General features: G+C 66.6%; 17 protein-coding genes and 1 pseudogene. 9 read left to right on the forward strand and 9 right to left on the reverse strand.

The window, feature by feature from the left end; translation table 11 throughout:
- Nucleotides 1–36: 36 nt before the first annotated feature.
- Nucleotides 37–672, forward strand: coding sequence for a sigma-70 family RNA polymerase sigma factor (locus AB0L58_RS01075; RefSeq protein ID WP_364378951.1), 636 nt, complete (start codon nt 37–39; stop codon nt 670–672).
- 40 nt (nt 673–712) lie between these two features.
- On the opposite strand, the gene AB0L58_RS01080 is transcribed toward AB0L58_RS01075, so the two are convergent.
- Nucleotides 713–1,384 (reverse strand): TrkA family potassium uptake protein, encoded by a 672-nt coding sequence (locus AB0L58_RS01080; protein ID WP_062988989.1) that lies wholly within the window; start codon nt 1,382–1,384, stop codon nt 713–715.
- Between the two features lies 1 nt (nt 1,385).
- On the reverse strand, nt 1,386–2,051 hold the full coding sequence (locus tag AB0L58_RS01085; protein ID WP_364378955.1) for a TrkA family potassium uptake protein: 666 nt from the start codon (nt 2,049–2,051) through the stop codon (nt 1,386–1,388).
- 200 nt (nt 2,052–2,251) lie between these two features.
- Here AB0L58_RS01085 and AB0L58_RS01090 point away from each other — a divergent pair, with 200 nt between their 5' ends.
- Both AB0L58_RS01090 and AB0L58_RS01095 read left to right on the forward strand, forming a co-directional pair.
- Nucleotides 2,252–4,240 carry an APC family permease gene (locus AB0L58_RS01090; RefSeq protein WP_364378958.1) on the forward strand — a complete coding sequence of 663 codons (1,989 nt, stop codon included), beginning with the start codon at nt 2,252–2,254 and terminating at the stop codon, nt 4,238–4,240.
- Nucleotides 4,237–5,826, forward strand: coding sequence for a TRAM domain-containing protein (locus tag AB0L58_RS01095; RefSeq protein WP_364378961.1), 1,590 nt, complete (start codon nt 4,237–4,239; stop codon nt 5,824–5,826). Before AB0L58_RS01090 ends, AB0L58_RS01095 begins: the two co-directional genes overlap by 4 nt.
- Nucleotides 5,827–5,944: 118 nt before the next feature.
- Here AB0L58_RS01095 and AB0L58_RS01100 read toward each other — a convergent pair whose 3' ends face one another.
- The 3 genes from AB0L58_RS01100 to glsA form a co-directional block, all read right to left on the reverse strand.
- On the reverse strand, nt 5,945–6,748 hold the full coding sequence (locus AB0L58_RS01100) for an enoyl-CoA hydratase (protein WP_364378964.1): 804 nt from the start codon (nt 6,746–6,748) through the stop codon (nt 5,945–5,947).
- 65 nt (nt 6,749–6,813) lie between these two features.
- Nucleotides 6,814–7,497, reverse strand: a complete 684-nt coding sequence (locus AB0L58_RS01105; RefSeq protein WP_364378966.1) for an SIMPL domain-containing protein — start codon at nt 7,495–7,497, stop codon at nt 6,814–6,816.
- 79 nt (nt 7,498–7,576) lie between these two features.
- A complete protein-coding gene (gene glsA / locus AB0L58_RS01110) occupies nt 7,577–9,394 on the reverse strand; it encodes a glutaminase A (protein WP_364380146.1) in 1,818 nt (605 codons plus the stop codon).
- A gap of 249 nt (nt 9,395–9,643) precedes the next feature.
- Here glsA and dxs point away from each other — a divergent pair, with 249 nt between their 5' ends.
- Nucleotides 9,644–11,542 carry a 1-deoxy-D-xylulose-5-phosphate synthase gene (gene dxs / locus AB0L58_RS01115; protein ID WP_364378969.1) on the forward strand — a complete coding sequence of 633 codons (1,899 nt, stop codon included), beginning with the start codon at nt 9,644–9,646 and terminating at the stop codon, nt 11,540–11,542.
- 92 nt (nt 11,543–11,634) lie between these two features.
- On the opposite strand, the pseudogene AB0L58_RS01120 reads toward dxs, so the two are convergent.
- Nucleotides 11,635–11,757 (reverse strand): annotated as a pseudogene (locus tag AB0L58_RS01120) (hypothetical protein); the annotation flags it as partial.
- Here AB0L58_RS01120 and AB0L58_RS01125 point away from each other — a divergent pair.
- Entirely contained in the window at nt 11,711–12,025 is a 315-nt protein-coding gene (locus tag AB0L58_RS01125; protein ID WP_364380228.1) for a hypothetical protein, read from the forward strand. The pseudogene AB0L58_RS01120 and the gene AB0L58_RS01125 overlap by 47 nt on opposite strands.
- Nucleotides 12,026–12,040: 15 nt before the next feature.
- On the opposite strand, the gene AB0L58_RS01130 is transcribed toward AB0L58_RS01125, so the two are convergent.
- Together AB0L58_RS01130 and AB0L58_RS01135 are read right to left on the reverse strand one after the other, a co-directional pair.
- The gene (locus AB0L58_RS01130; protein WP_364378972.1) at nt 12,041–13,318 is read right to left on the reverse strand and encodes an HRDC domain-containing protein; all 1,278 of its coding nucleotides are present in this window, start codon (nt 13,316–13,318) and stop codon (nt 12,041–12,043) included.
- A gap of 22 nt (nt 13,319–13,340) precedes the next feature.
- Complete coding sequence (locus AB0L58_RS01135; RefSeq protein WP_364380149.1) at nt 13,341–13,892, reverse strand: DUF3000 domain-containing protein; 552 nt, start codon at nt 13,890–13,892, stop codon at nt 13,341–13,343.
- Between the two features lie 171 nt (nt 13,893–14,063).
- On the opposite strand from AB0L58_RS01135, the gene hemE reads away from it, so the two are divergent.
- Nucleotides 14,064–15,119, forward strand: a complete 1,056-nt coding sequence (gene hemE / locus AB0L58_RS01140) for a uroporphyrinogen decarboxylase (RefSeq protein WP_364378975.1) — start codon at nt 14,064–14,066, stop codon at nt 15,117–15,119.
- A gap of 43 nt (nt 15,120–15,162) precedes the next feature.
- Nucleotides 15,163–15,717, forward strand: coding sequence for an aminodeoxychorismate synthase (locus AB0L58_RS01145; protein WP_364378978.1), 555 nt, complete (start codon nt 15,163–15,165; stop codon nt 15,715–15,717).
- A gap of 41 nt (nt 15,718–15,758) precedes the next feature.
- On the opposite strand, the gene AB0L58_RS01150 is transcribed toward AB0L58_RS01145, so the two are convergent.
- Nucleotides 15,759–16,400 (reverse strand): TetR/AcrR family transcriptional regulator, encoded by a 642-nt coding sequence (locus tag AB0L58_RS01150; protein ID WP_364378980.1) that lies wholly within the window; start codon nt 16,398–16,400, stop codon nt 15,759–15,761.
- Nucleotides 16,401–16,632: 232 nt separating this feature from the next.
- On the opposite strand from AB0L58_RS01150, the gene AB0L58_RS01155 reads away from it, so the two are divergent.
- A complete protein-coding gene (locus tag AB0L58_RS01155; protein WP_364378983.1) occupies nt 16,633–17,436 on the forward strand; it encodes an SDR family NAD(P)-dependent oxidoreductase in 804 nt (267 codons plus the stop codon).
- A gap of 31 nt (nt 17,437–17,467) precedes the next feature.
- Complete coding sequence (locus AB0L58_RS01160) at nt 17,468–18,595, forward strand: DUF5938 domain-containing protein (RefSeq protein ID WP_364378987.1); 1,128 nt, start codon at nt 17,468–17,470, stop codon at nt 18,593–18,595.
- Nucleotides 18,596–18,668 lie beyond the last annotated feature (73 nt).

Consider the following 18,668-nt stretch of genomic DNA (forward strand, 5'->3'; position numbering starts at 1 on the left):
GCAAGAAAGCACGATCGACGAGGAAGGACTCGGAAGTTGGCTACCGAGCACAACATTGCGGCACTGTCGAAGAAGCAAGCCCACCACAACCCGGCCCTCTCGGAGAGCCGTCGGGTATCGGCCGAACTGGATAAGTTGATCGCTCCGGCGGCCGCGGGCGACCGCCCGGCGATCGCCGAGATCATCCGGCTGGTGCACCCGCTCGTGCGCCGGTATTGCGGTGCGCGCCTTGGTAATACCGCACATCTGCACGTCACGGCCGACGATGTGGTGCAGGAGATCCTGCTGGCCACCGTCAACGCCATTCCACGCTATCGCGATCAGGGCAAGTCGTTCCTGGCCTTCGTCTACGGCATCGCGGCCAATAAGGTGGCCGACGCGTTCCGGCGTTCGCAGCTGCACCCGATGTACCCGGTCGACGAGGTGCCCGATACGGCATCGACCGCCGCCGGTCCGGAGGAGTGGGCGATCGCATCCGAGCGTCGCGAGGCCACCCGAGAACTGATGAAAATCCTGGCACCCGCCCACCGCGAAGTACTGGTGATGCGGATCGTGCTCGGCTGGACCGCGGCGCAGACCGCCGAGGCCATCGGCACCAGTCCCGGCGTGGTTCGGGTGATGCAGCACCGTGCGCTGAACAAGCTGCGCGCCCAGCTCGCGGCCGCGTCCTGAGGTCGGTAAGGCGCTGATCCGCATCAGCCCCGTCGGGGTGTCAGGGTTTGATGCCGTGCGTGGCCAGCGCCACCCGCAGATCTTCCTCGGCCTCCACGGAGGTCACGAACAACAGCTCGTCATCGCCCTCGAAGGGGTCGTCGGGCTGCGGCACGATTACCCGGCCGCCGCGCAGAATCGTCACCAAGGCGGCGTCGCGCGGCAGGGTGAGTGTGCGGACCGGTTTGCCCGCCAAGGCGGTATCGCTGGGCAGGGTGATCTCGACCAGATTGGCCTGCCCCTGCCGCAGCGTCATCAACCGGACCAGATCGCCGACCGACACCGCCTCTTCCACCAGCGAGGCGAGCAGCCGCGGTGTCGACACCGCGACATCGACGCCCCAGGACGCGTCGAAGAGCCATTCATTGCGCGGATCGTTGACGCGCGCCACCACCCGGCGCACGCCGAATTCGGTCTTGGCGAGCAGGCTGTGCACCAGATTCGCCTTATCGTCGCCGGTGGCGGCGATGACGACCTCGTAGGTCTGCAGACCCGCATCCTCCAGCAGTGCCAGTTCGCACGCGTCGGCATGGACCCAGACCGCATCCGGGATGGCGGCGGGGTCGATGTGGTCGAGCTGGCGCTCGAGCAGCATGACCCGATGGCCGCCGCGCAATAGCTCCCTGGCTATCGATCGGCCGACGGCGCCGGCTCCGGCGATCGCCACTTTCATTTCAGTCCTCGCTTGCTGGGGGCTTGCCGGCCAAGGCGACGGCCTCGCCGACGGAGCCGGAGGTGGCTGCGACATAGACGATGTCGTCGGCTTGGACCACGGTCTTGCTCTCGGGGAGCAGGCCCTGACCGAACCGGATGATGAATGCGACCCTGACGCCCACATTGCGCTCCAGATCGCGCACGGTGCGCCCGTACCACTCTTCGTGCAATGTCAACTGGGCTACCGCGACGGTGCCCGTCGGATCGCGCCAGGTGGTGGTGCCGCCGTCCCCGATCAGCGTGGTCAGGAAGCGGTCGGTGGTCCACGGCACGGTGGCGATGGTCGGAATGCCGAGGCGCTCGTAGACGGCGGCGCGTTTGGCATCGTAGATGCGCGCGACCACGCGCTGCACGCCGAACATTTCCCGGGCCACGCGCGCGGATATGATGTTGGAGTTGTCGCCGGAGGAGACCGCGGCGAACGCGTCGGCCCGCTCGATTCCCGCGCGGGTCAGCACATCCCGGTCGAAGCCGACGCCCACCACCCGTTCGCCGGGGAAGTCCTCGCCGAGGCGCAGGAAGGCGCTGTGGTCCCGGTCGATCACGGTGACCTCATGGCCGACCCGGACCAGGGCGCGTGCCAGCGACGAGCCGACTCGCCCGCAACCCATGATCACTACGTACACCGCAACCTCGTTCCTGGAAACTGTGTTCAAGCCGGGCCGTGAGCTCACGCCCGCGGGGCGTCCAGTTTGCTATCTCCGGCATGGAACCGTACCCGCCAGATGTTTCCATGGCCCAACTTCCCCCTCTGCCTGTCAACCAAACATACGACGGGAGCCGGCCGAGGGAGCGCTCCATCCTGCGGGGATCTATGCTCGCTCCAGTGTCCAAGTTGACGACGGCAGCCAAACGTGTGCTGCTGGGCAGGCCTTTCCGTAGCGATGCGCTGGGCCATACCCTGCTGCCGAAGCGAATCGCACTCCCGGTGTTCGCCTCCGATGCCATGTCCTCGGTGGCGTACGCACCGGAGGAAATTTTCCTCGTCCTTTCGGTGGCAGGCATCTCTGCCTATGTCTACGCGCCCTGGGTGGGTCTGGCCGTCGCGTTCGTGATGGCGGTGGTGGTAGCCAGCTATCGGCAGAATGTGCATGCCTATCCCTCCGGCGGCGGTGACTACGAGGTTGCCACGACGAATCTCGGGCCCAATGCCGGGCTCACCGTCGGCAGCGCGCTGCTGGTCGACTATGTGCTCACGGTGGCGGTATCGATCTCCTCGGCGGCGTCGAATATCGGATCGGCGATACCGTTCGTCGCCACGCACAAGGTGTTGTTCGCGGTGATCGCCATCGTCGTGCTGACATCGATCAATCTGCGCGGCATCCGGGAATCGGGTGTCGCCTTCGCGATTCCGACTTACGCCTTCATCTTCGGCATGTTCGCGATGCTGGGGTGGGGACTGTTCCGCATCTTCGTGCTCGGCGACGACCTGCGCGCCGAATCGGCGGGCTTCGAGCTCAATGCCGAGGAGGAGCACCTGTACGGACTCGCGTTCGCCTTCCTGATCGCGCGGGCGTTCTCCTCCGGCTGTGCCGCATTGACCGGTGTCGAGGCGATCAGCAATGGTGTGCCCGCATTCCGGAAACCCAAGTCGCGCAATGCCGCCACCACGCTGCTGATGCTCGGCAGTATCGCGATCGCATTGCTGATGGGCATCATCATCCTGGCCCAGAAGATCGGAGTCGTCTACGCGCACAACGAATCCGACTTGATCGGCGCTCCCGCGGACTATCACCAGAAGACCTTGATCGCGCAGCTGGCCGAGACCGTATTCCACGGATTCCCGATCGGCTTCTTCTTCATCACCACGGTGACCGCGCTGATCCTGGTGCTCGCGGCGAATACCGCGTTCAATGGCTTCCCGGTGCTGGGTTCGATTCTGGCGCAGGACCGTTACCTGCCGCGGCAGTTGCATACGCGCGGCGACAGGTTGGCGTTCAGCAACGGGATCCTGTTCCTCTCCGGTGCGGCTGTCGCCTTCGTCGTGGTGTTCGGCGCCGAGGTGACCAAGCTCATCCAGCTCTATATCGTCGGGGTGTTCGTCTCGTTCGTGCTCAGCCAGACCGGCATGCTGCGGCACTGGACCCGGTTGTTGCGCACCGAAACCGATCCGTCGCAGCGAGCGCGGATGAAGCGCTCGCGGGTGATCAACGCAATCGGGCTGAGTGCCACCGGGACGGTGCTGGTCATCGTGCTGATCACCAAGTTCTTCGCCGGTGCCTGGATCGCGATCTGCACCATGGTGGCGATCTTCGTTGTGATGAAACTCATTCGGCGACACTATGATTCGGTTTCTCGCGAGCTCGACGAGCACGAATGGGACGGTGTGCTGCCGAGTCGGTCGCATTCGATCGTATTGATATCCAAACTCCATTTGCCGACACGTCGGGCGCTGGCCTACGCACGCGCTACCCGCCCCGATACCTTGGAGGCGGTGACGGTGAACGTCGACGAGGCCGATACCAGGGCGCTGGTGCGGGAGTGGGAGCGCAGCGATATCACGGTGCCGCTCAAGGTGATCGAATCGCCCTATCGCGAAATCACCAAGCCGGTACTGGATTACGTCAAGCGGGTGCGGCGCGATTCGCCGCGCGATGTGGTGACCGTATTCATTCCGGAATACGTTGTCGGACATTGGTGGGAGCAGATCCTGCACAACCAGAGCGCGCTGCGGCTCAAGGGCAGGTTGCTGTTCGAGCCCGGCGTCATGGTGACGAGTGTGCCGTGGCAGTTGACGTCGTCCGCGAAGGCCAGGCAGGCGGGTGTGGTGAATGCGCCGGGCGCGGTGCGACGCGGGTACGAGGACCAAGGGTGACCGACTGGCGCTCGAACACATTCGAGGTACGGCTCGGGCCGCCAGGGCACGGCGGATTCTGCGTCGCGCGGTACGAGGGCCGGGTGGTCTTCGTGCGACATGGACTGCCCGACGAGCTGGTTCGAGTGCGGGTCACCGAGGATCGCGGGGGTTCGTTCTGCCGGGCAGAGGCGATCGAGATTCTGGAGCCGTCCCCGGATCGTGTCCCCGCCACCTGTCCCGTCTCCGGACCCGGTGGCGCGGGCTGCTGTGATTTCTCCTTCGCCACCCCGGCGGCGCAGCGGGAGCTGAAGGCGGCGGTGGTCGCGGAGCAGTTGCGTCGTATCGCCGGAATCGAACGCGATGTCACCGTGGAGCCGATCGCCGGATACCCTGTCGACGCCATCGGCGGCTGGCGCACCCGCGTCCGGCTGGCCGTCGATGCCGAGGGCCGCGCCGGAGTACACGGGTACCGCAGCACCGAAGTGATCACCGATCTGCGCTGCCCCCAACCGGTTCCGGGTGCGATGGACGGCATCGCGGATCGAATGTGGACGCCCGGTGCGGATCTGGTGATCGCGGTGGATGGTGACGGGATGCGACACATCGTCGAGCTGGCCCCGTCGGTGGTCGCGGGTCGTGCCGAGCGTGGGAGCGAACGGCCCTCGCCGCGCGGCGGGGACCGCCGCGCCGGGAAACGTCGTGCCGCTGAGCGCGGACCCGGTGGTACCGACTGGCCGCACACCGGCGCACGCGGGCACGGTGATGACGCCCGTCGGGGTGGTCGTGCGGGTCGCGGTGGCGCGGGGTGGCAGCGCTTCGACGATGTCGGCGGGGGCCGGGATGGTGTCGGTCGGAGTCGTGGTGCCGAACCAGGGGAGGATGGCGAGTGGAGTCGCGGTGGTGATCGGGGTAGGCGGCAGGAACGGGGTCGTGATGAGTTCGGTGGCGCAGTTGGGGGCGAGGGGGTTCGGCGGCGGGCGGCGGCGCGGCGGGCGGCGACGCATGCGGCTCGGGACGAATGGGTGATGGGTGGTAGCGGTCGGACGGTCGAATATGTGGCCGGGCGGCGGTGGGAGCTCGCGGCGACCGGGTTCTGGCAGGCCCATCGTGGTGCGGCGCAATGCTATTCGGATCTGGTCGCTGGCTGGGCCGGGCTCGGTCTCGGAGCGCGAGCATGGGATCTGTACAGCGGTGTCGGGGTCTTCGCGGCCGCGTTGGCCGGACAGGTCGGTCCGACCGGTTCGGTGCTCGCGGTGGAATCGACAAGGTCCGCGGTCGCCGACGGCAATGCCGCGCTGCGCGATCTGCCGTGGCTGGACCTGCGCGCCCAACGCGTCGAACACTGGCTGGCCGAACACGCCAGCAGCGCCGCCCCGGATGTCGTCGTCCTCGACCCACCCCGGGCGGGCGCGGGCAAGGACGTCGTCACCGCCGTGACCACCAGCGGTCCGACTCGAATCATCCACATCGGTTGCGATCCGGCTTCTTTCGCCCGCGACCTGGCCCTTTACCGGTCGGCGGGCTACCACCTCACCGACCTCCGCACCTTCGACGCCTTCCCCGCCACCCACCACGTCGAATGCCTCGCTCTCCTCGAGCGCTAAACCCCCCACACCTCATCAAGATCAGGTGGAAACTGTGGCGGCATCGTCCCCTTGAACCCAAGCGAGAAGGCGCCGCCACCAGCTCCACCTGATCTTGATCGACGGCCGTGCGTGGAGGTCAGTCCTCGTATACCGGTGGCCGACGGTCGCGGCGTGCCCGGATGGCCTCGTCGAAGTTGTCGGTGGTGAGGCGGACGTAGAGCTGGGACATGCCCTCGTGCTGCATATGCGATTCGAAACCGCCCGCCTCCATGCCGCTCCACAGCATGCGTTTGGTGAGCTCGGTGCCGACGCGGCTGAAGCTGATAATCCGTTCGGAAAGGTCGTAGCAGGTGTCGAGAAGTTTGGCGATGGGCACGACACGCGAGACCAGGCCGATGCGTTCGGCCTCGACCGCATCGACATCCCGGCCCGACAACATGATCTCGAAGGCGCGCGAGGCGCCGATGGCGCGCGGCAGCAGATAGCTGATGCCCAATTCCGCTGAGGTGAGGCCGTTGTTGATGCCCGCCGCGCGAAAGTAGGCGTCCTCGCCCGCGATTCGGATATCGGTGGCGACGCTGAGACAGAATCCACCGCCGATCGCCGCGCCGTTGATCGCGCCGATGACCGGTTGGTTCATTCGCCGCAGTGTGATCATCACATCGTTGAGCAGATCCATCGAGCGCCGCGCGACGCTGGTCTTGGTCAGGCCCTCGGTATTGGGAATCGGGCCCGCGTTCTGCAGATCCGCGCCGGAGCAGAAGCCGTCGCCCGCGCCGGTGAGCACCACGACTCGCACCTCGTTATCGGCACTGACCGTTTCGAGGGCCTCCCGCAGCGGGATCATCACATCGAAGGCCATCGCATTCATCCGCTCCGGCCGATTGAGCGTGACCAGCGCGACCTGTGGTCGCGGTTTCTCGATGAGCACGAACGACATGCGGACTCCTGAGCAGATATGGTGAAGCCCTCACTATACCCAAGCAAGCATTAGGTAGAATTCGATCAGTCGAGCTGCCAGGTCGCGCGGATGGTCGCCGAGATTTCGGATTCGCCGAGTTCGACGGGAACCGGCGCGCCACCGTATGACTCGTTCATCGGGGCCGACACGGCCATGAGCCGAGGCGGCGTGGGCGGCGCGGAGGCGGCGTTCTCGGTGATTTCGAGGACCGGTCCCAGGGTGCGCCGGGCGCGGCCCGCATATTGTTCGGCCTTGGCCAGCGCATTGTCCCAAGCGGCAGCGCGGGCGCGGGTGAGCAGACTCTCCTGATCGGCGAAGCCGAGCGTGAGGCCACCGAGGCGGACATCGTCACCACCGGCGTCGACACAGTTGGCGATGATCGTGGCGGGGCCCGGATCGGCCGTTTCGCCGATATCGCGCAGCACGACGGTGAGATCGGTGGTCGCGACATAACCGGTGATCTTGGAGCCACCGCCTTCGAGCCAGACGGTTTCGGTGCGCACCGACAGTCCGCTGGTGGCGATGTCGGTGCCGGGAACGCCATCGGAGCGCAGCGAATCGGTGACGGCGGCGACGCGCGCACCGGCCTGGCCGTAGGCGAGGGCGACCTTGCTGGCCCGGGTTTCGATGGAAATGGTGACGCGCATCAGATCCGGGGTGGCGCGGGCGTGGCCGGATCCGAAGGTGGTGACCGTGCCCGTGGTGTCGTCGGACTTCTTGTTGCTCACGGCCCTCTCCTGACTTCATCGGTTTCAGATGCAACGGTCGATGTTTCGGAAATGTCCCCCGCGGTCCGGGCGAAACCGGTCAATAGTCGCCGCCACGCACGGCGATCGCGCGCACCGCCGCATCCATCTGCGCATACGCACCCGCGGCGAGTCGCTCGATCAGCGCGAGTTTCAGCGTCGGCGCTTGCTCGGTGAGCACGTCGAACCGCTCCGGACGCAGAACCGCAACGCGGACTGCGCTTTCCGCGCGTGCCTCGTTCACGAACGGCGTCCCGACCAGCATCGGCATCTCGCCGAAAGACATGCCGGCCGAAAGCGATACCAGCCGATGGATCCGGGCATCGGCGCCTTCGAAGGTGATACGGACCCGGCCCTCGAGAATCAGATACAAACCGGAGCGGGTGCTGCCGCGCTCGGTGATGACCTCGCCGCGAGCGATGGTGCGCACCTCGAAATCCTTGGCCAGCCTGGCGCGATCGTCCGGAGCGAGTGCCGCCAGCGTGGGATGGTCCTCGATTTGCAGGGAGGTGGACACCGGTTCGTCGGCGGGCCGATGGTGGTCGAGGACGATGTCCTCACACCATTCGGTCGCGGTATCGCGGTCGATGAACACCCGCCCGCGCGGATCGGCCGGATCGAGGCTGGAGACCAGGTGCCCCAGTTTGCTGTCCGGGTCGACGATGGCGACGCGGCATCCGGACGCGGCTAGTTCGGTCTGTAGCGCATCGAGCATCCGCACCGCGATCTCGCTCACCTCACCGACCTGCCGCAGATCCACCACCAGTGCCTCCAACTCGCGCGCCTGCTCCTCGATCGAGCGAACCGTGCGTTCGGCACCCGCGAAGAGCAGGTCGCCGTGCAGTTCGTAGACGCGGGCCCGGTGCCCGTATTCGGCGAGTACGTCCAACTCGTCAGTGGTACGTCGCAGCCGCGACGGCGCCTGAGCCACCGTGTACGCGGCGCGGACCGCGGTGCGCGCGGACCGGGTGACGTGCAGGAAGTGCAATTCGAGCCGCTGCGACAGTGCCCGGCAGGCCGCGACTCCGCGCACGCTGTTGCCGTGTGCATCCAGCCGAGGGGAGTAGACCGCGATGCCGATCTGGCCCGGCAGTACGGCCAGGATGCCACCGCCGACACCGCTCTTGGCGGGTAGGCCGACGGTGGTCACCCAGTCACCCGCGGCGTTGTACATGCCGCAGGTGGTCATCACGCTGAGCACGCGTTCGGTGAGGGCCGCGGTCAGCGCACGCTCGCGGGACAGCGGGTTGATTCCGTTATTGGCCAATGTCGCGGCCATCAGCGCGAGGTCGCGGCAGGTGACGTCGACCGAGCACTGCCGGAAGTACCGGTCGACCGCCTCGTCCGGATCGGATTCGATGATGCCGAAGGAGCGCAGCATGTAGCCGATGGCGCGATTGCGGAATCCGGTGCGTGCCTCCGATGCGTACACCGCTTCGTTCATGGTGAGTTCGCGCCCGGCGAAGCGGGAGTAGCAGCGCCGGATGCGTTCGAAGCGGTCGGTCGGGTTGCGGCCGTTGATCAGCGCGGCCGCGGTGATCGCACCGGCATTGATCATCGGATTACGTGGGCGTTCGGTCACCGGGTCCAGGCTGATCTCGTTGAACGCGTCGCCGGAGGGTTCGACATCGATGTGTTCATCGACACTCGCGATGCCCCGATCGGCCAGTGCGAGTGCGTAGGTGAAGGGTTTGGAGATCGACTGGATGGTGAACTCGGTGCCGACGTCGCCGGTACCGTAGACGCGTCCGTCCGCGGTAGCCAGGCATAATCCGAACGAATCGGGTTGTACGGCAGCCAGTTCGGGGATGTAATCGGCGAGTTCCCCGGAGTCGTCGGTGCGGCACAATTCGTAGACATCGGTGACGATGCGTGCCACGACGCCGGGGTCGACCGTTTGCGGAACCTTCTGCTCGGGCAGGGCCACAGGTCCACTCTAAGCTGGGTAACGTTACGTGGATCGGCGAACTCGTCCGCCCGAGCGTGTCTTCGGATGGGCTGGCGATTCGTGTGGAGGCTCACATTTCCACGCGAAGTCGACTGGTGGCGGGGCATTGTCGTGCGGCGCCGCTGGCGCGGCTCCGTAGACTGATCGGATCAGATTGCTATCCGGAGGGAGCGAGTTCAGGTGGGAGTGCTTTCCCGGGTCGATACGCCCGAAGACCTGCGACGGCTTACCGTTGCCGAATTGGGTGAACTGGCGGAGGAGATCCGCGAGTTCCTGGTGCAGAAGGTCGCCGTTACCGGCGGGCACCTCGGCCCCAATCTCGGTGTGGTCGAGTTGACCATCGCACTACACCGGATCTTCGACTCGCCGGCCGATCCGTTGATCTTCGACACCGGGCATCAGGCCTACGTGCACAAGATCCTCACCGGCCGCAAGGATCAGTTCGACACGCTGCGCAAGCAGGGTGGGTTGTCCGGCTACCCGAGCCGATCCGAGAGCGCCCACGACTGGGTCGAGTCCTCGCACGCCTCGGCCTCGCTGTCCTATGCCGACGGTCTGGCGAAGGCCTTCGCGCTCACCGGGCAGAACCGACATGTTGTCGCGGTCGTCGGCGACGGTGCGCTCACCGGTGGCATGTGCTGGGAGGCGCTGAACAATATCGCCGCCGCACCGGACCGGCCCGTTGTCGTGGTGGTCAACGACAACGGTCGGTCCTACGCGCCGACCATCGGCGGCCTCGCCGACCGGTTGACGGCGCTGCGCACCCAGCCCGCCTACGAGCACGCGTTGGACGCGGGTAAGCGGATTCTCAAGAGCATTCCGCGCGTCGGTGAATCCGCGTACTCGATGGTGCATGCGGTGAAAGCCGGGATCAAGGATGCGGTCAGCCCGCAGGAGCTGTTCAGTGACCTCGGGCTGAAGTACGTCGGGCCGGTGGACGGTCACGACACCGTCGCTCTGGAGGCGGCGCTGCGTCGGGCCAAGGATTTCGGCGGGCCGGTGGTCGTGCATGTGGTGACCCAGAAGGGGCGCGGCTATGCGCACGCAGAGAACCATGTCGCCGACCAGATGCACGCCTGTGATCCGATCGATCCGCTGACCGGCCGTCCGCTCGGCGGGCCGAAGGCGCTCGGTTGGACCTCGGTGTTCTCCCAGGAGCTGATCGCGCATGCGGAGAAGCGCGACGATATCGTCGCGATCACCGCGGCCATGCCGGGACCGACCGGACTGGCCGCATTCGGGGAACGCTTCCCGGAGCGGACGTTCGATGTCGGCATCGCCGAACAGCATGCGATGGCCTCGGCCGCCGGACTCGCCCTCGGCGGCATGCATCCGGTGGTGGCGATTTATTCGACATTCCTGAACCGTGCCTTCGACCAGTTGCTGATGGATGTCGCACTGCTGAAGCAGCCGGTGACGGTGGTGCTGGATCGCGCTGGAATCACCGGCCCGGACGGCGCCTCGCACAATGGCATGTGGGATCTGTCGGTGCTCGGCATCATTCCCGGCATGCGGGTCGCGGCCCCGCGCGATGCGGCGACCTTGTGTGAGGAGTTGGCCGAGGCGCTCGCGGTGAGCGACGGGCCGACCGCCATTCGGTTCCCGAAGGGCAGTGTGGCCGAGGATATTTCGGCTGTCGAGCGGCTCGACGGGGTCGATGTGCTGCGGCTGCCCGAGCGTGAGGGCGGTTCGGCGCGAGCTCAGCGTGGTGATGTGTTGTTGGTCGCGGTCGGGCCCTTTGCGTCGACCGCGGTCGCGGTTGCGGATCTGCTGGAGCCAGAAGGTATTTCGGTCACCGTCATCGATCCGCGTTGGGTGCTGCCGGTTTCCGATACCGTCGTCAAACTGGCCGAAAATTACCGTCTCGTAGTGACTCTGGAAGACGGCGGTCTGCACGGTGGCATCGGCTCCACCGTCTCGGCCCGGTTGCGCGGCGCTGGCTTGGATGTGCCGACCCGCGATCTCGGTGTGCCGCAGCACTTCCTGGACCACGCCTCCCGCAATGAGGTACACGAGGAACTCGGCCTGACCGCTCCCGATATCGCCCGCCGCATCTCGGGTTGGCTCGACGCACGCTGAGCGAGCTTGCCGCTGGGGCGCCGACTAGCGTTGCGACGACGGGAGGCACGGACTTTCCCGCGATTGCCGCAGACGTCCATGGAGCACCAGGTGCGGCCGCGATTGCGGGAATGGTCGTAGCAGGCCCAGCGGCAGCTCGGTTCTCGGCGGGTCTTCAGGCGTGACCCGGTGCCAGCCGCGACGGCGGTGGCGACGTCGGCGAGCCGGGTGGCCAGGGTGTGGTCGACCGGGTCGCCGGTATGCGGGACCAAGCGGGGCGCGGTGCCCGGCACGTCCAAGGTCAGTGGCAGCGCCGCGCTGAGCGCGACGAGTTCGGCGCGTGCCGCCGGGTTCAGGCCGTCCGGGCGCGCCGACTGCCGCCGTTTCGTCTGGATCCACGACACGCTGCCGTACGAACTCGCCGACACCTTCGGCGCGGCGATGGAGCATGGCCCGCAGGTGTTCGAGCAGACCGTCGAGAACGCCGTCTCGACCAGGCCCTGAACGTCGATGCGCGGCCTACTCGCCTGGGGTTGGGGTCAGGGCGGCGGCGAGCCGGGGAACGGCGAGTTCGCGCTGCCAAGGCCGGGCACCGCCCGACTTGAGGAATCCGTCGATCGCGGCGGATAGGTCGTCCGGCTCGCCGACGTGGTCGTAGTCGGGGAGTCCGTCCCAGCACAAGCGGCGCACCAGGTCGGGGGACAGCAGATTCTCCACTGGAATCGCGTACTCGGTGGACAGTTCGCCCATCGCCGCACGCGCGCGAACCAGCCGAGCCGCGGCGGCCGGATCGCGGCGCTCCCAGCGGTTCACCGGCGGCGGTCCCTCGAACGGTTGGGTCAGGGGCGGTAGGTCGGTGTCGGGGAGGGTGCGTCCGCGGTCGACGGCGGCGAGCCAGTCACGGGAGTATCGGCGTTGACGTGGTCCGCCGAACACCGGCAGGGTGCGCAGCTGGGCGATTGTGCGCGGTTCGGCATTCGCGGCGGCGACGATCGCGGCATCCGGGAGAATGCGGGCGGGTGCGACATCGCGGGTGCGGGCGAGGGTGTCCCTGGTGTTCCACAACTCGCGCACGATGGCCAGTTGGCGGGTGCGGCGCAGGGTGTGGATGCCGGAGGTACGCCGCCAGCGGTCGGCCTTCGGCGTACCGGGTTCGGTGATCCGGACGTGCTCGAATTCCTGTGCGGCCCAGTCGGTCTTGTGCTGGGTATCGAGCGAGGTGGCCACCTCGTCGCGCAGCTCCAGCAGCAATTCGACATCGAGTGCCGCATAGTTCAGCCAATCGTCGGGTAGCGGCCGGGTCGACCAGTCGGCGGCACCGTGTCCCTTACGCAACGCCCGGCCGAGCAGCCGCTCCACCATGGCCGCTAGTCCGACGCGCTCGAAACCGGCGAGTCGACCACCCAATTCGGTGTCGAACAGTCGCGCGGGGCGCAGGCCGAGTTCGGCGAGTCCGGGCAGATCCTGATCCGCCGAGTGCAGCACCCACTCCAGATCGTTGATCGCGGCGGCCAGCGGTGCGAGCGCATCGGCGACCGGAATCGGATCAATCAGGAAGGTGCCCGAACCCGCACGCCGCAACTGGATCAGATAGGCGCGCGCCGAGTACCGGAAACCGGAGGCACGTTCGGCATCGACTGCCAGCGGTCCGGCGCCTGCCGCGAGCCGGGCGGCGGCATCGGCGACTTCATGGGCGGTGACGAGCACTGGCGGCACACCATCGGCAGGCACGAGCAGCGGCTCCGCCGTGCTTTCGGGTGGCGTGTTGCTTTGCTCGGACTCGTCTGCTACCGACATAAACCTGAACTTTACGTGGCCATCAGGTGTGGTCGTTGCTGGTATACGACTCCGGTCGCAGATGGGTGATTCCGGCGGGCGGCAAACCGGCCGCATAGGCCAGCACTTCGCAGAAGCCCTCCACATGCGGGCGCATATCGGTGGTCATCGCGGTCCAGGAGGCGCGTAGCTCCAATTGGTGCGCGCGCGGTGGTCCGGCGATATCGCCGTAGCGCACCGAACTGGTGGAGGTTACGGTGCCGCCGAGCGCCGTGAACGGTTCGCCGCGGGATTCGAGTGCGTCGACGAGCCAGCTCCACGCGACCTCCGGCAGCAGCGGGTCGGTGGCCAGTGCCGCATCGATATCGGCCTGGATGTAGGCGACCAGGCGGAACACGCCGTGCCAGGCCTCGCCGCCATCGGGATCGTGCAGCAGGATCAGCCTGCCGAAGGCGTCGCCCTCGGAATCGACCGGAACCACATTGGTTTCGAGGTGTTTGACTTCCGCGCCGAGTGCGTACGAAAAGGGGGCCAGGCGTTGTGGGGGTCGGATCGGTGCCAGCTCGATTCGAGGATGCACGGTTGCGGTACCCATCGCATCGACCGCGGCGCGAAATTGAGCTGGCTCGCCGTTGGGTCCTTCGGTCGGTGCGGCTCCGTCGCGGAAGTCGAGCGGTGTCACGGTAGCGACGGTAGACCTTGCGTGCCCGGCGCAGTCGGAGGCGCGCCGCTAGCGGGCCTTGTGGGCCGCATACGATAGGCGGTGATGAGCACTCACACCCGTCGCCGGTTGACCGATTCCCCGTTCCTGGCTGCCGCCACCGGCGCCGCACCGAGCCGTCGTCCGGTGTGGTTCATGCGGCAGGCCGGTCGGTCTTTGCCCGAGTATCGCGAACTGCGCAAGGGCGTCGGCATGTTGGAGTCGTGCTTCGATCCGGAGCTGGTGTGTGAGATCACCATGCAACCGATCCGGCGCCACGGTGTCGATGCGGCGATCTTGTTCTCCGACATTGTTGTTCCGCTCAAGGCCGCCGGTATCGATCTCGATATCGTGGCGGGCGTCGGTCCGGTGATCGCCGCGCCGGTGCGCACCATCGCGGATGTGCGCGCGCTGCCGCGGTTGCGGCCCGAAGAAGTGGGCGCGGTGACCGACGGGGTGACGTTGCTCACCGACGCGCTCGGCGACACACCGCTGATCGGATTCGCCGGTGCGCCCTTCACGCTCGCGTCGTATCTGGTCGAGGGCGGGCCGAGTAAGAACCACGAGCGCACCAAGGCGATGATGCACGCCGATCCGACGACCTGGCACGAGCTGCTCGGCGTCCTGACCGATATCACCATCGCTTTCCTGCAGGCGCAGTTGGCCGCCGGTGTGGACGCGGTGCAGTTATTCGATTCCTGGGCCGGTGCGCTCTCGCTGGCCGACTATCGCGAATTCGTGCTGCCGCATTCGGAGCGGGTATTCGTGGAGATCGCCGAGGCCGGGGTGCCACGGATCCACTTCGGAGTCGGGACCGGCGAATTGCTCGGTGCGATGGGGGAGGCGGGCGCCGATGTCGTCGGCGTCGATTGGCGGGTGCCGCTGACCGAGGCAGTGCGGCGGGTCGGACCCGGAAAAGCGTTGCAGGGCAATCTGGATCCCGCCGTGCTGTTCGCTGGACCCGCCGCCGTCGAGGCCGAGGCGCGGCGTATCGCGCACGAGGCCGATGCGGCGATCACCATGGGCGCGGCCGGTCATATCTTCAATCTCGGACACGGTGTGCTGCCCGATACCGATCCGGGGGTGCTGACCGCCCTGGTGCAACTCGTCCACGAACTGTGATCGAGTAGTCGTGGGTGCTGGCTCGGGACCCGACGGCCGACCCATGTCATTCGGCAGCAGTCCGGCGATCGAGGAGATCGCGGGTCGGGTCACTACCAGCGCACCGCGACTCGGTTCGACTCGCCTGGTTGCGGTGGATGGACCCGCAGGGGCCGGAAAGTCCACCTTCGCAGCTTCCTTGGCGGCGCGGTGCAATGCGCGGGTGGTACACACCGACGACTTCGCGGCCGGAAACAACGAACTCCCGTGGTGGGCGCGCCTGGAACAGCAGGTGCTCGCGCCGATCGCGCGGGGTCATCCGGGCCGTTATCAGCGATTCGATTGGGACAAACGGGATTTGGCCGAATGGCACGATGTCGCGCCTGGGGGAGTGCTCGTATTGGAAGGTGTTTCCTCCGCACGGGCCGCCGTCCGCGATCGGCTGTCGCTGGCGATATGGATCGAAACCCCACGTGCGGTGTGCTTGGTGCGAGGTCTCGAACGCGACGGCAGGCACACACTGCCGCTGTGGCAGGAGTGGATGGCAGCCGAGGAAGCCCACTTCGCGGCCGACCGCACCCGCGATCATATGGACCTGATCGTCTTTGGCGATGCGTGACGATCCCGCGGATGAGAGCTGATGCGCCGGAGCGTGATCGGCTAGGGCCTGCCCTGTCCGGTCACCACGTCCAACAGACCGGCGGCCTCGGTGTGGAGATTGTCGGCGGCATCGCGGTGCCCGGCGAGTTTGTGTAGCAGTGCCTGCTGGAACAGACCGTCGAATATGGCGTATGCCGCTGTCGAGGAGACCAAGAGGGGGTGACCGGACAGGTCGGCAAAGCGGTCCACGACATTGCGGATCATCTCCTCGCGGTGACTGTCGATCTCGAGCACGTCATCGCGGAAGGACTCCTCGAACAGACTCTGGTTGCGCAGGTCGTACCACAGCCGGTGCAGTGGTGCGTCGGCGTCCAGGGTGGTCGCCATCGCCGCGCCGAAGTCGTTTCGTAGCTGTTCGGCCGTTGTCGCGGTGGCGACGATGTCGTCGTAACGGGTGACGCACACCTGCTCGTACTGTCGCACCGCCTGCGTGATCAGCTCGACCTTGTCGTTGAAGTAGTAGTGCAGGACCCCGTGGGTGAACTCGGATTTCTGCGCGATCTCCCGCAGGCTGGTACGGGCGTAGCCGAGTTCGGCAAGGGTGTGCAGGGCCGCGTCGGCCAGCTGGGCGCGCCGCTCGCCGAACTTGTCGACCTGTCGTCGGGCAATGCGATCCCGCCTGGTCTCGACGATTTCGGTCATTGTGGCTTCTCTCCGTCACCGCATCCGCATCGTATGAATTGGCTCAGTGTATCGCGGTACCGGCATCAGGTGACCGGCAGATTTGACGAGTGTGTAAGAAAAACTTGACGACTGTCAGAGAAAATCTTGACGGTTGTAAAAGATGCGAGCACACTGTGATCCACGTCGCATCTGGTCCGACTGCCGGATGAGACCGAAAGTCGAATGGACCATCTCGAGGAGGAGATGCCCGATGAGTGGGTACAACCTGACCGGGCGTACCGCCCTGGTGACTGGCGGAGCGCGAGGACTCGGCGCCGGAATGGCCGAGGCGCTGGCCCGTGCCGGGGCTGCGGTGGCGATCGGTGACGTGCGGGAGGATCTCGGCAAGGACACCGTCGAGGCGTTGCGGGCGACCGGTGCGACTGCCGAATTCGTGCCGCTCGATGTCACCGATGACGCGCGCTGGGCGCAGGCGGTCACCGATACCGTCGCCGCCCTAGGCGGCCTGGACATCGTAGTGAACAACGCCGGAGTCGAAATCACCAGCCTCGTCGTCGATCTCGATCCGGAACAGGTGCGCCGGATGCTCGAGGTGAATGTGCTCGGCACGGCGCTGGGTATCAAACACGCGTTGCGCGCGATGCGACCGGGTGGTGCGGCGGGCCGGGGCGGTGCGATCGTGAACATCGCTTCGGTCGCCGCGACGATCGCCTTTCCAGGTATTTCGGTCTACTCGGCGACCAAGTCCGCGGTGGATCGGCTGACCCGGGTCGCCGCGATGGAGTCCGGAAAGCTCGGCTACGGCGTGCGGGTGAACTGTGTCTACCCCGGCCTCGTCCCGACCGAGATGGGTGCCCAACTCGCCGACGATGTCGCTCGGATCGGATTGTTCCCCAGTGCGGAGGCTGCCGTCGGCGCGGTGGTCGAGCAGACCCCGCAGGGGCGCCTCGGTGAGGTTGCCGATATGGCCGACGCGGTGGTGTTCCTCGCCTCCGACGCTGCTCGGTTCATTACCGGTGCGGGTCTGCCGGTCGACGGCGGCATGGGCATGTGACTTCTCTGGACAACGAAAGGTTCGATATCTGATGAGTACCGATAAGCCCGTCGTCGTCTACGGCGCATCCGGATACACCGGCCGACTGGTATGTGAATACCTGCGCGAGTTCAACATTCCGTTCGTCGCGGCGGGCCGGGACAAGTCCCGGCTGCAGGAGGCGGTCGACAAGATTCCCGGCATCGACACCGTCGAGCACGAGGTCGTCGAAGTCGCACACGAGGTCGGACCGTTGACCGAGCTGTTTCGCGGCGCCGCCGTTGTCTGCAATACCGTCGGTCCGTTCGCGCAGTACGGGCATGAGGTGGTGCGGGCCTGTGTGGCCGCGGGGACCCACTACCTCGACACCACCGGCGAACAGGATTGGCTGATCGACTGCGATGAACAGTACGGCGCCGAGATGGCCGCACGGGGTCTGCTGCTCGCGCCCGGCGTCGCGCAGATGTACACCACGGGGGAGATCGCCGCGAATATCTGCCTGGAAACCCCGGGCCTGGACACACTCGATATCCAGGTCTTCTGGAAAGGCTTCCCGACGGTCGCGTCCACGAAGACGATTCTGGTCAATGCCGCGCTGTCCAAGGCCTACTACCTCGAGCAGAACCAGTATGTGGAGTGGCCCGCGGACGCGGGACTCTACGACGTGGTGGTGCCCGGACAGCACGAGATCGGGCTCGCACTGCCCTGGGGCGGCACCTCGCATCCGGTGTGGTTCAAGCGCGATCCGCGGGTGGCGAATGTGAAGGTGCTCGGTGGTGTATTCAACCGGCCGTTGATGCAGGGTGTGCCGCAGATCGTGCAGGCGGTCGTGGAACAGGTGAAAGACCTTCCGGTGCAGGAGAAATACCGCGTCCTCGCCGAACAGGCCGCCCTGGTGCGGGACGAAATGCCGCCGCGGGAGAATCCGCGTGTCAATACCTCGCTCGATTCCGTGCACGCGTCCGGACCGCTGGCGCGTGCCCACTGCGTGATCTACGGGAACTGCAACTACAAGCAGACCGGTCTGATGCAGGCGTTTGCCGCGAACGCGCTGCTGCAGGCACCGCCGAAGCGAGCGGGGTTCGCCTCGGCGTGCCAGGCATTCGGGCATCGCGAACTGCTCGGGGTGCTACGCGGTTTCGGACTGGTCGGCGAACCGGTACTGACCGTGCACCGTTGATCCCGCCGCGGACCACGGGCGGGCAGGAGCCGCCCGCCCGTGGTCCGAATCGACCACTCCCGCAACAGCTTCC

Source organism: Nocardia sp. NPDC052112 (genome assembly GCF_040680135.1).
GTDB lineage: Bacteria > Actinomycetota > Actinomycetes > Mycobacteriales > Mycobacteriaceae > Nocardia.

Bases quoted from the DNA above. Each gene is read 5' to 3' on its own strand.
- AB0L58_RS01100 (WP_364378964.1), bottom strand. From the start codon at position 6,748: ATGTCGTTCGTGCTCATCGAGAAACCGCGACCACAGGTCGCGCTGGTC.
- hemE (WP_364378975.1), top strand. From the start codon at position 14,064: ATGAGCACTCACACCCGTCGCCGGTTGACCGATTCCCCGTTCCTGGCT.
- AB0L58_RS01155 (WP_364378983.1), top strand. From the start codon at position 16,633: ATGAGTGGGTACAACCTGACCGGGCGTACCGCCCTGGTGACTGGCGGA.
- AB0L58_RS01145 (WP_364378978.1), top strand. From the start codon at position 15,163: ATGTCATTCGGCAGCAGTCCGGCGATCGAGGAGATCGCGGGTCGGGTC.
- AB0L58_RS01130 (WP_364378972.1), bottom strand. From the start codon at position 13,318: ATGTCGGTAGCAGACGAGTCCGAGCAAAGCAACACGCCACCCGAAAGC.
- AB0L58_RS01135 (WP_364380149.1), bottom strand. From the start codon at position 13,892: ATGGGTACCGCAACCGTGCATCCTCGAATCGAGCTGGCACCGATCCGA.
- AB0L58_RS01080 (WP_062988989.1), bottom strand. From the start codon at position 1,384: ATGAAAGTGGCGATCGCCGGAGCCGGCGCCGTCGGCCGATCGATAGCC.
- AB0L58_RS01150 (WP_364378980.1), bottom strand. From the start codon at position 16,400: ATGACCGAAATCGTCGAGACCAGGCGGGATCGCATTGCCCGACGACAG.
- AB0L58_RS01160 (WP_364378987.1), top strand. From the start codon at position 17,468: ATGAGTACCGATAAGCCCGTCGTCGTCTACGGCGCATCCGGATACACC.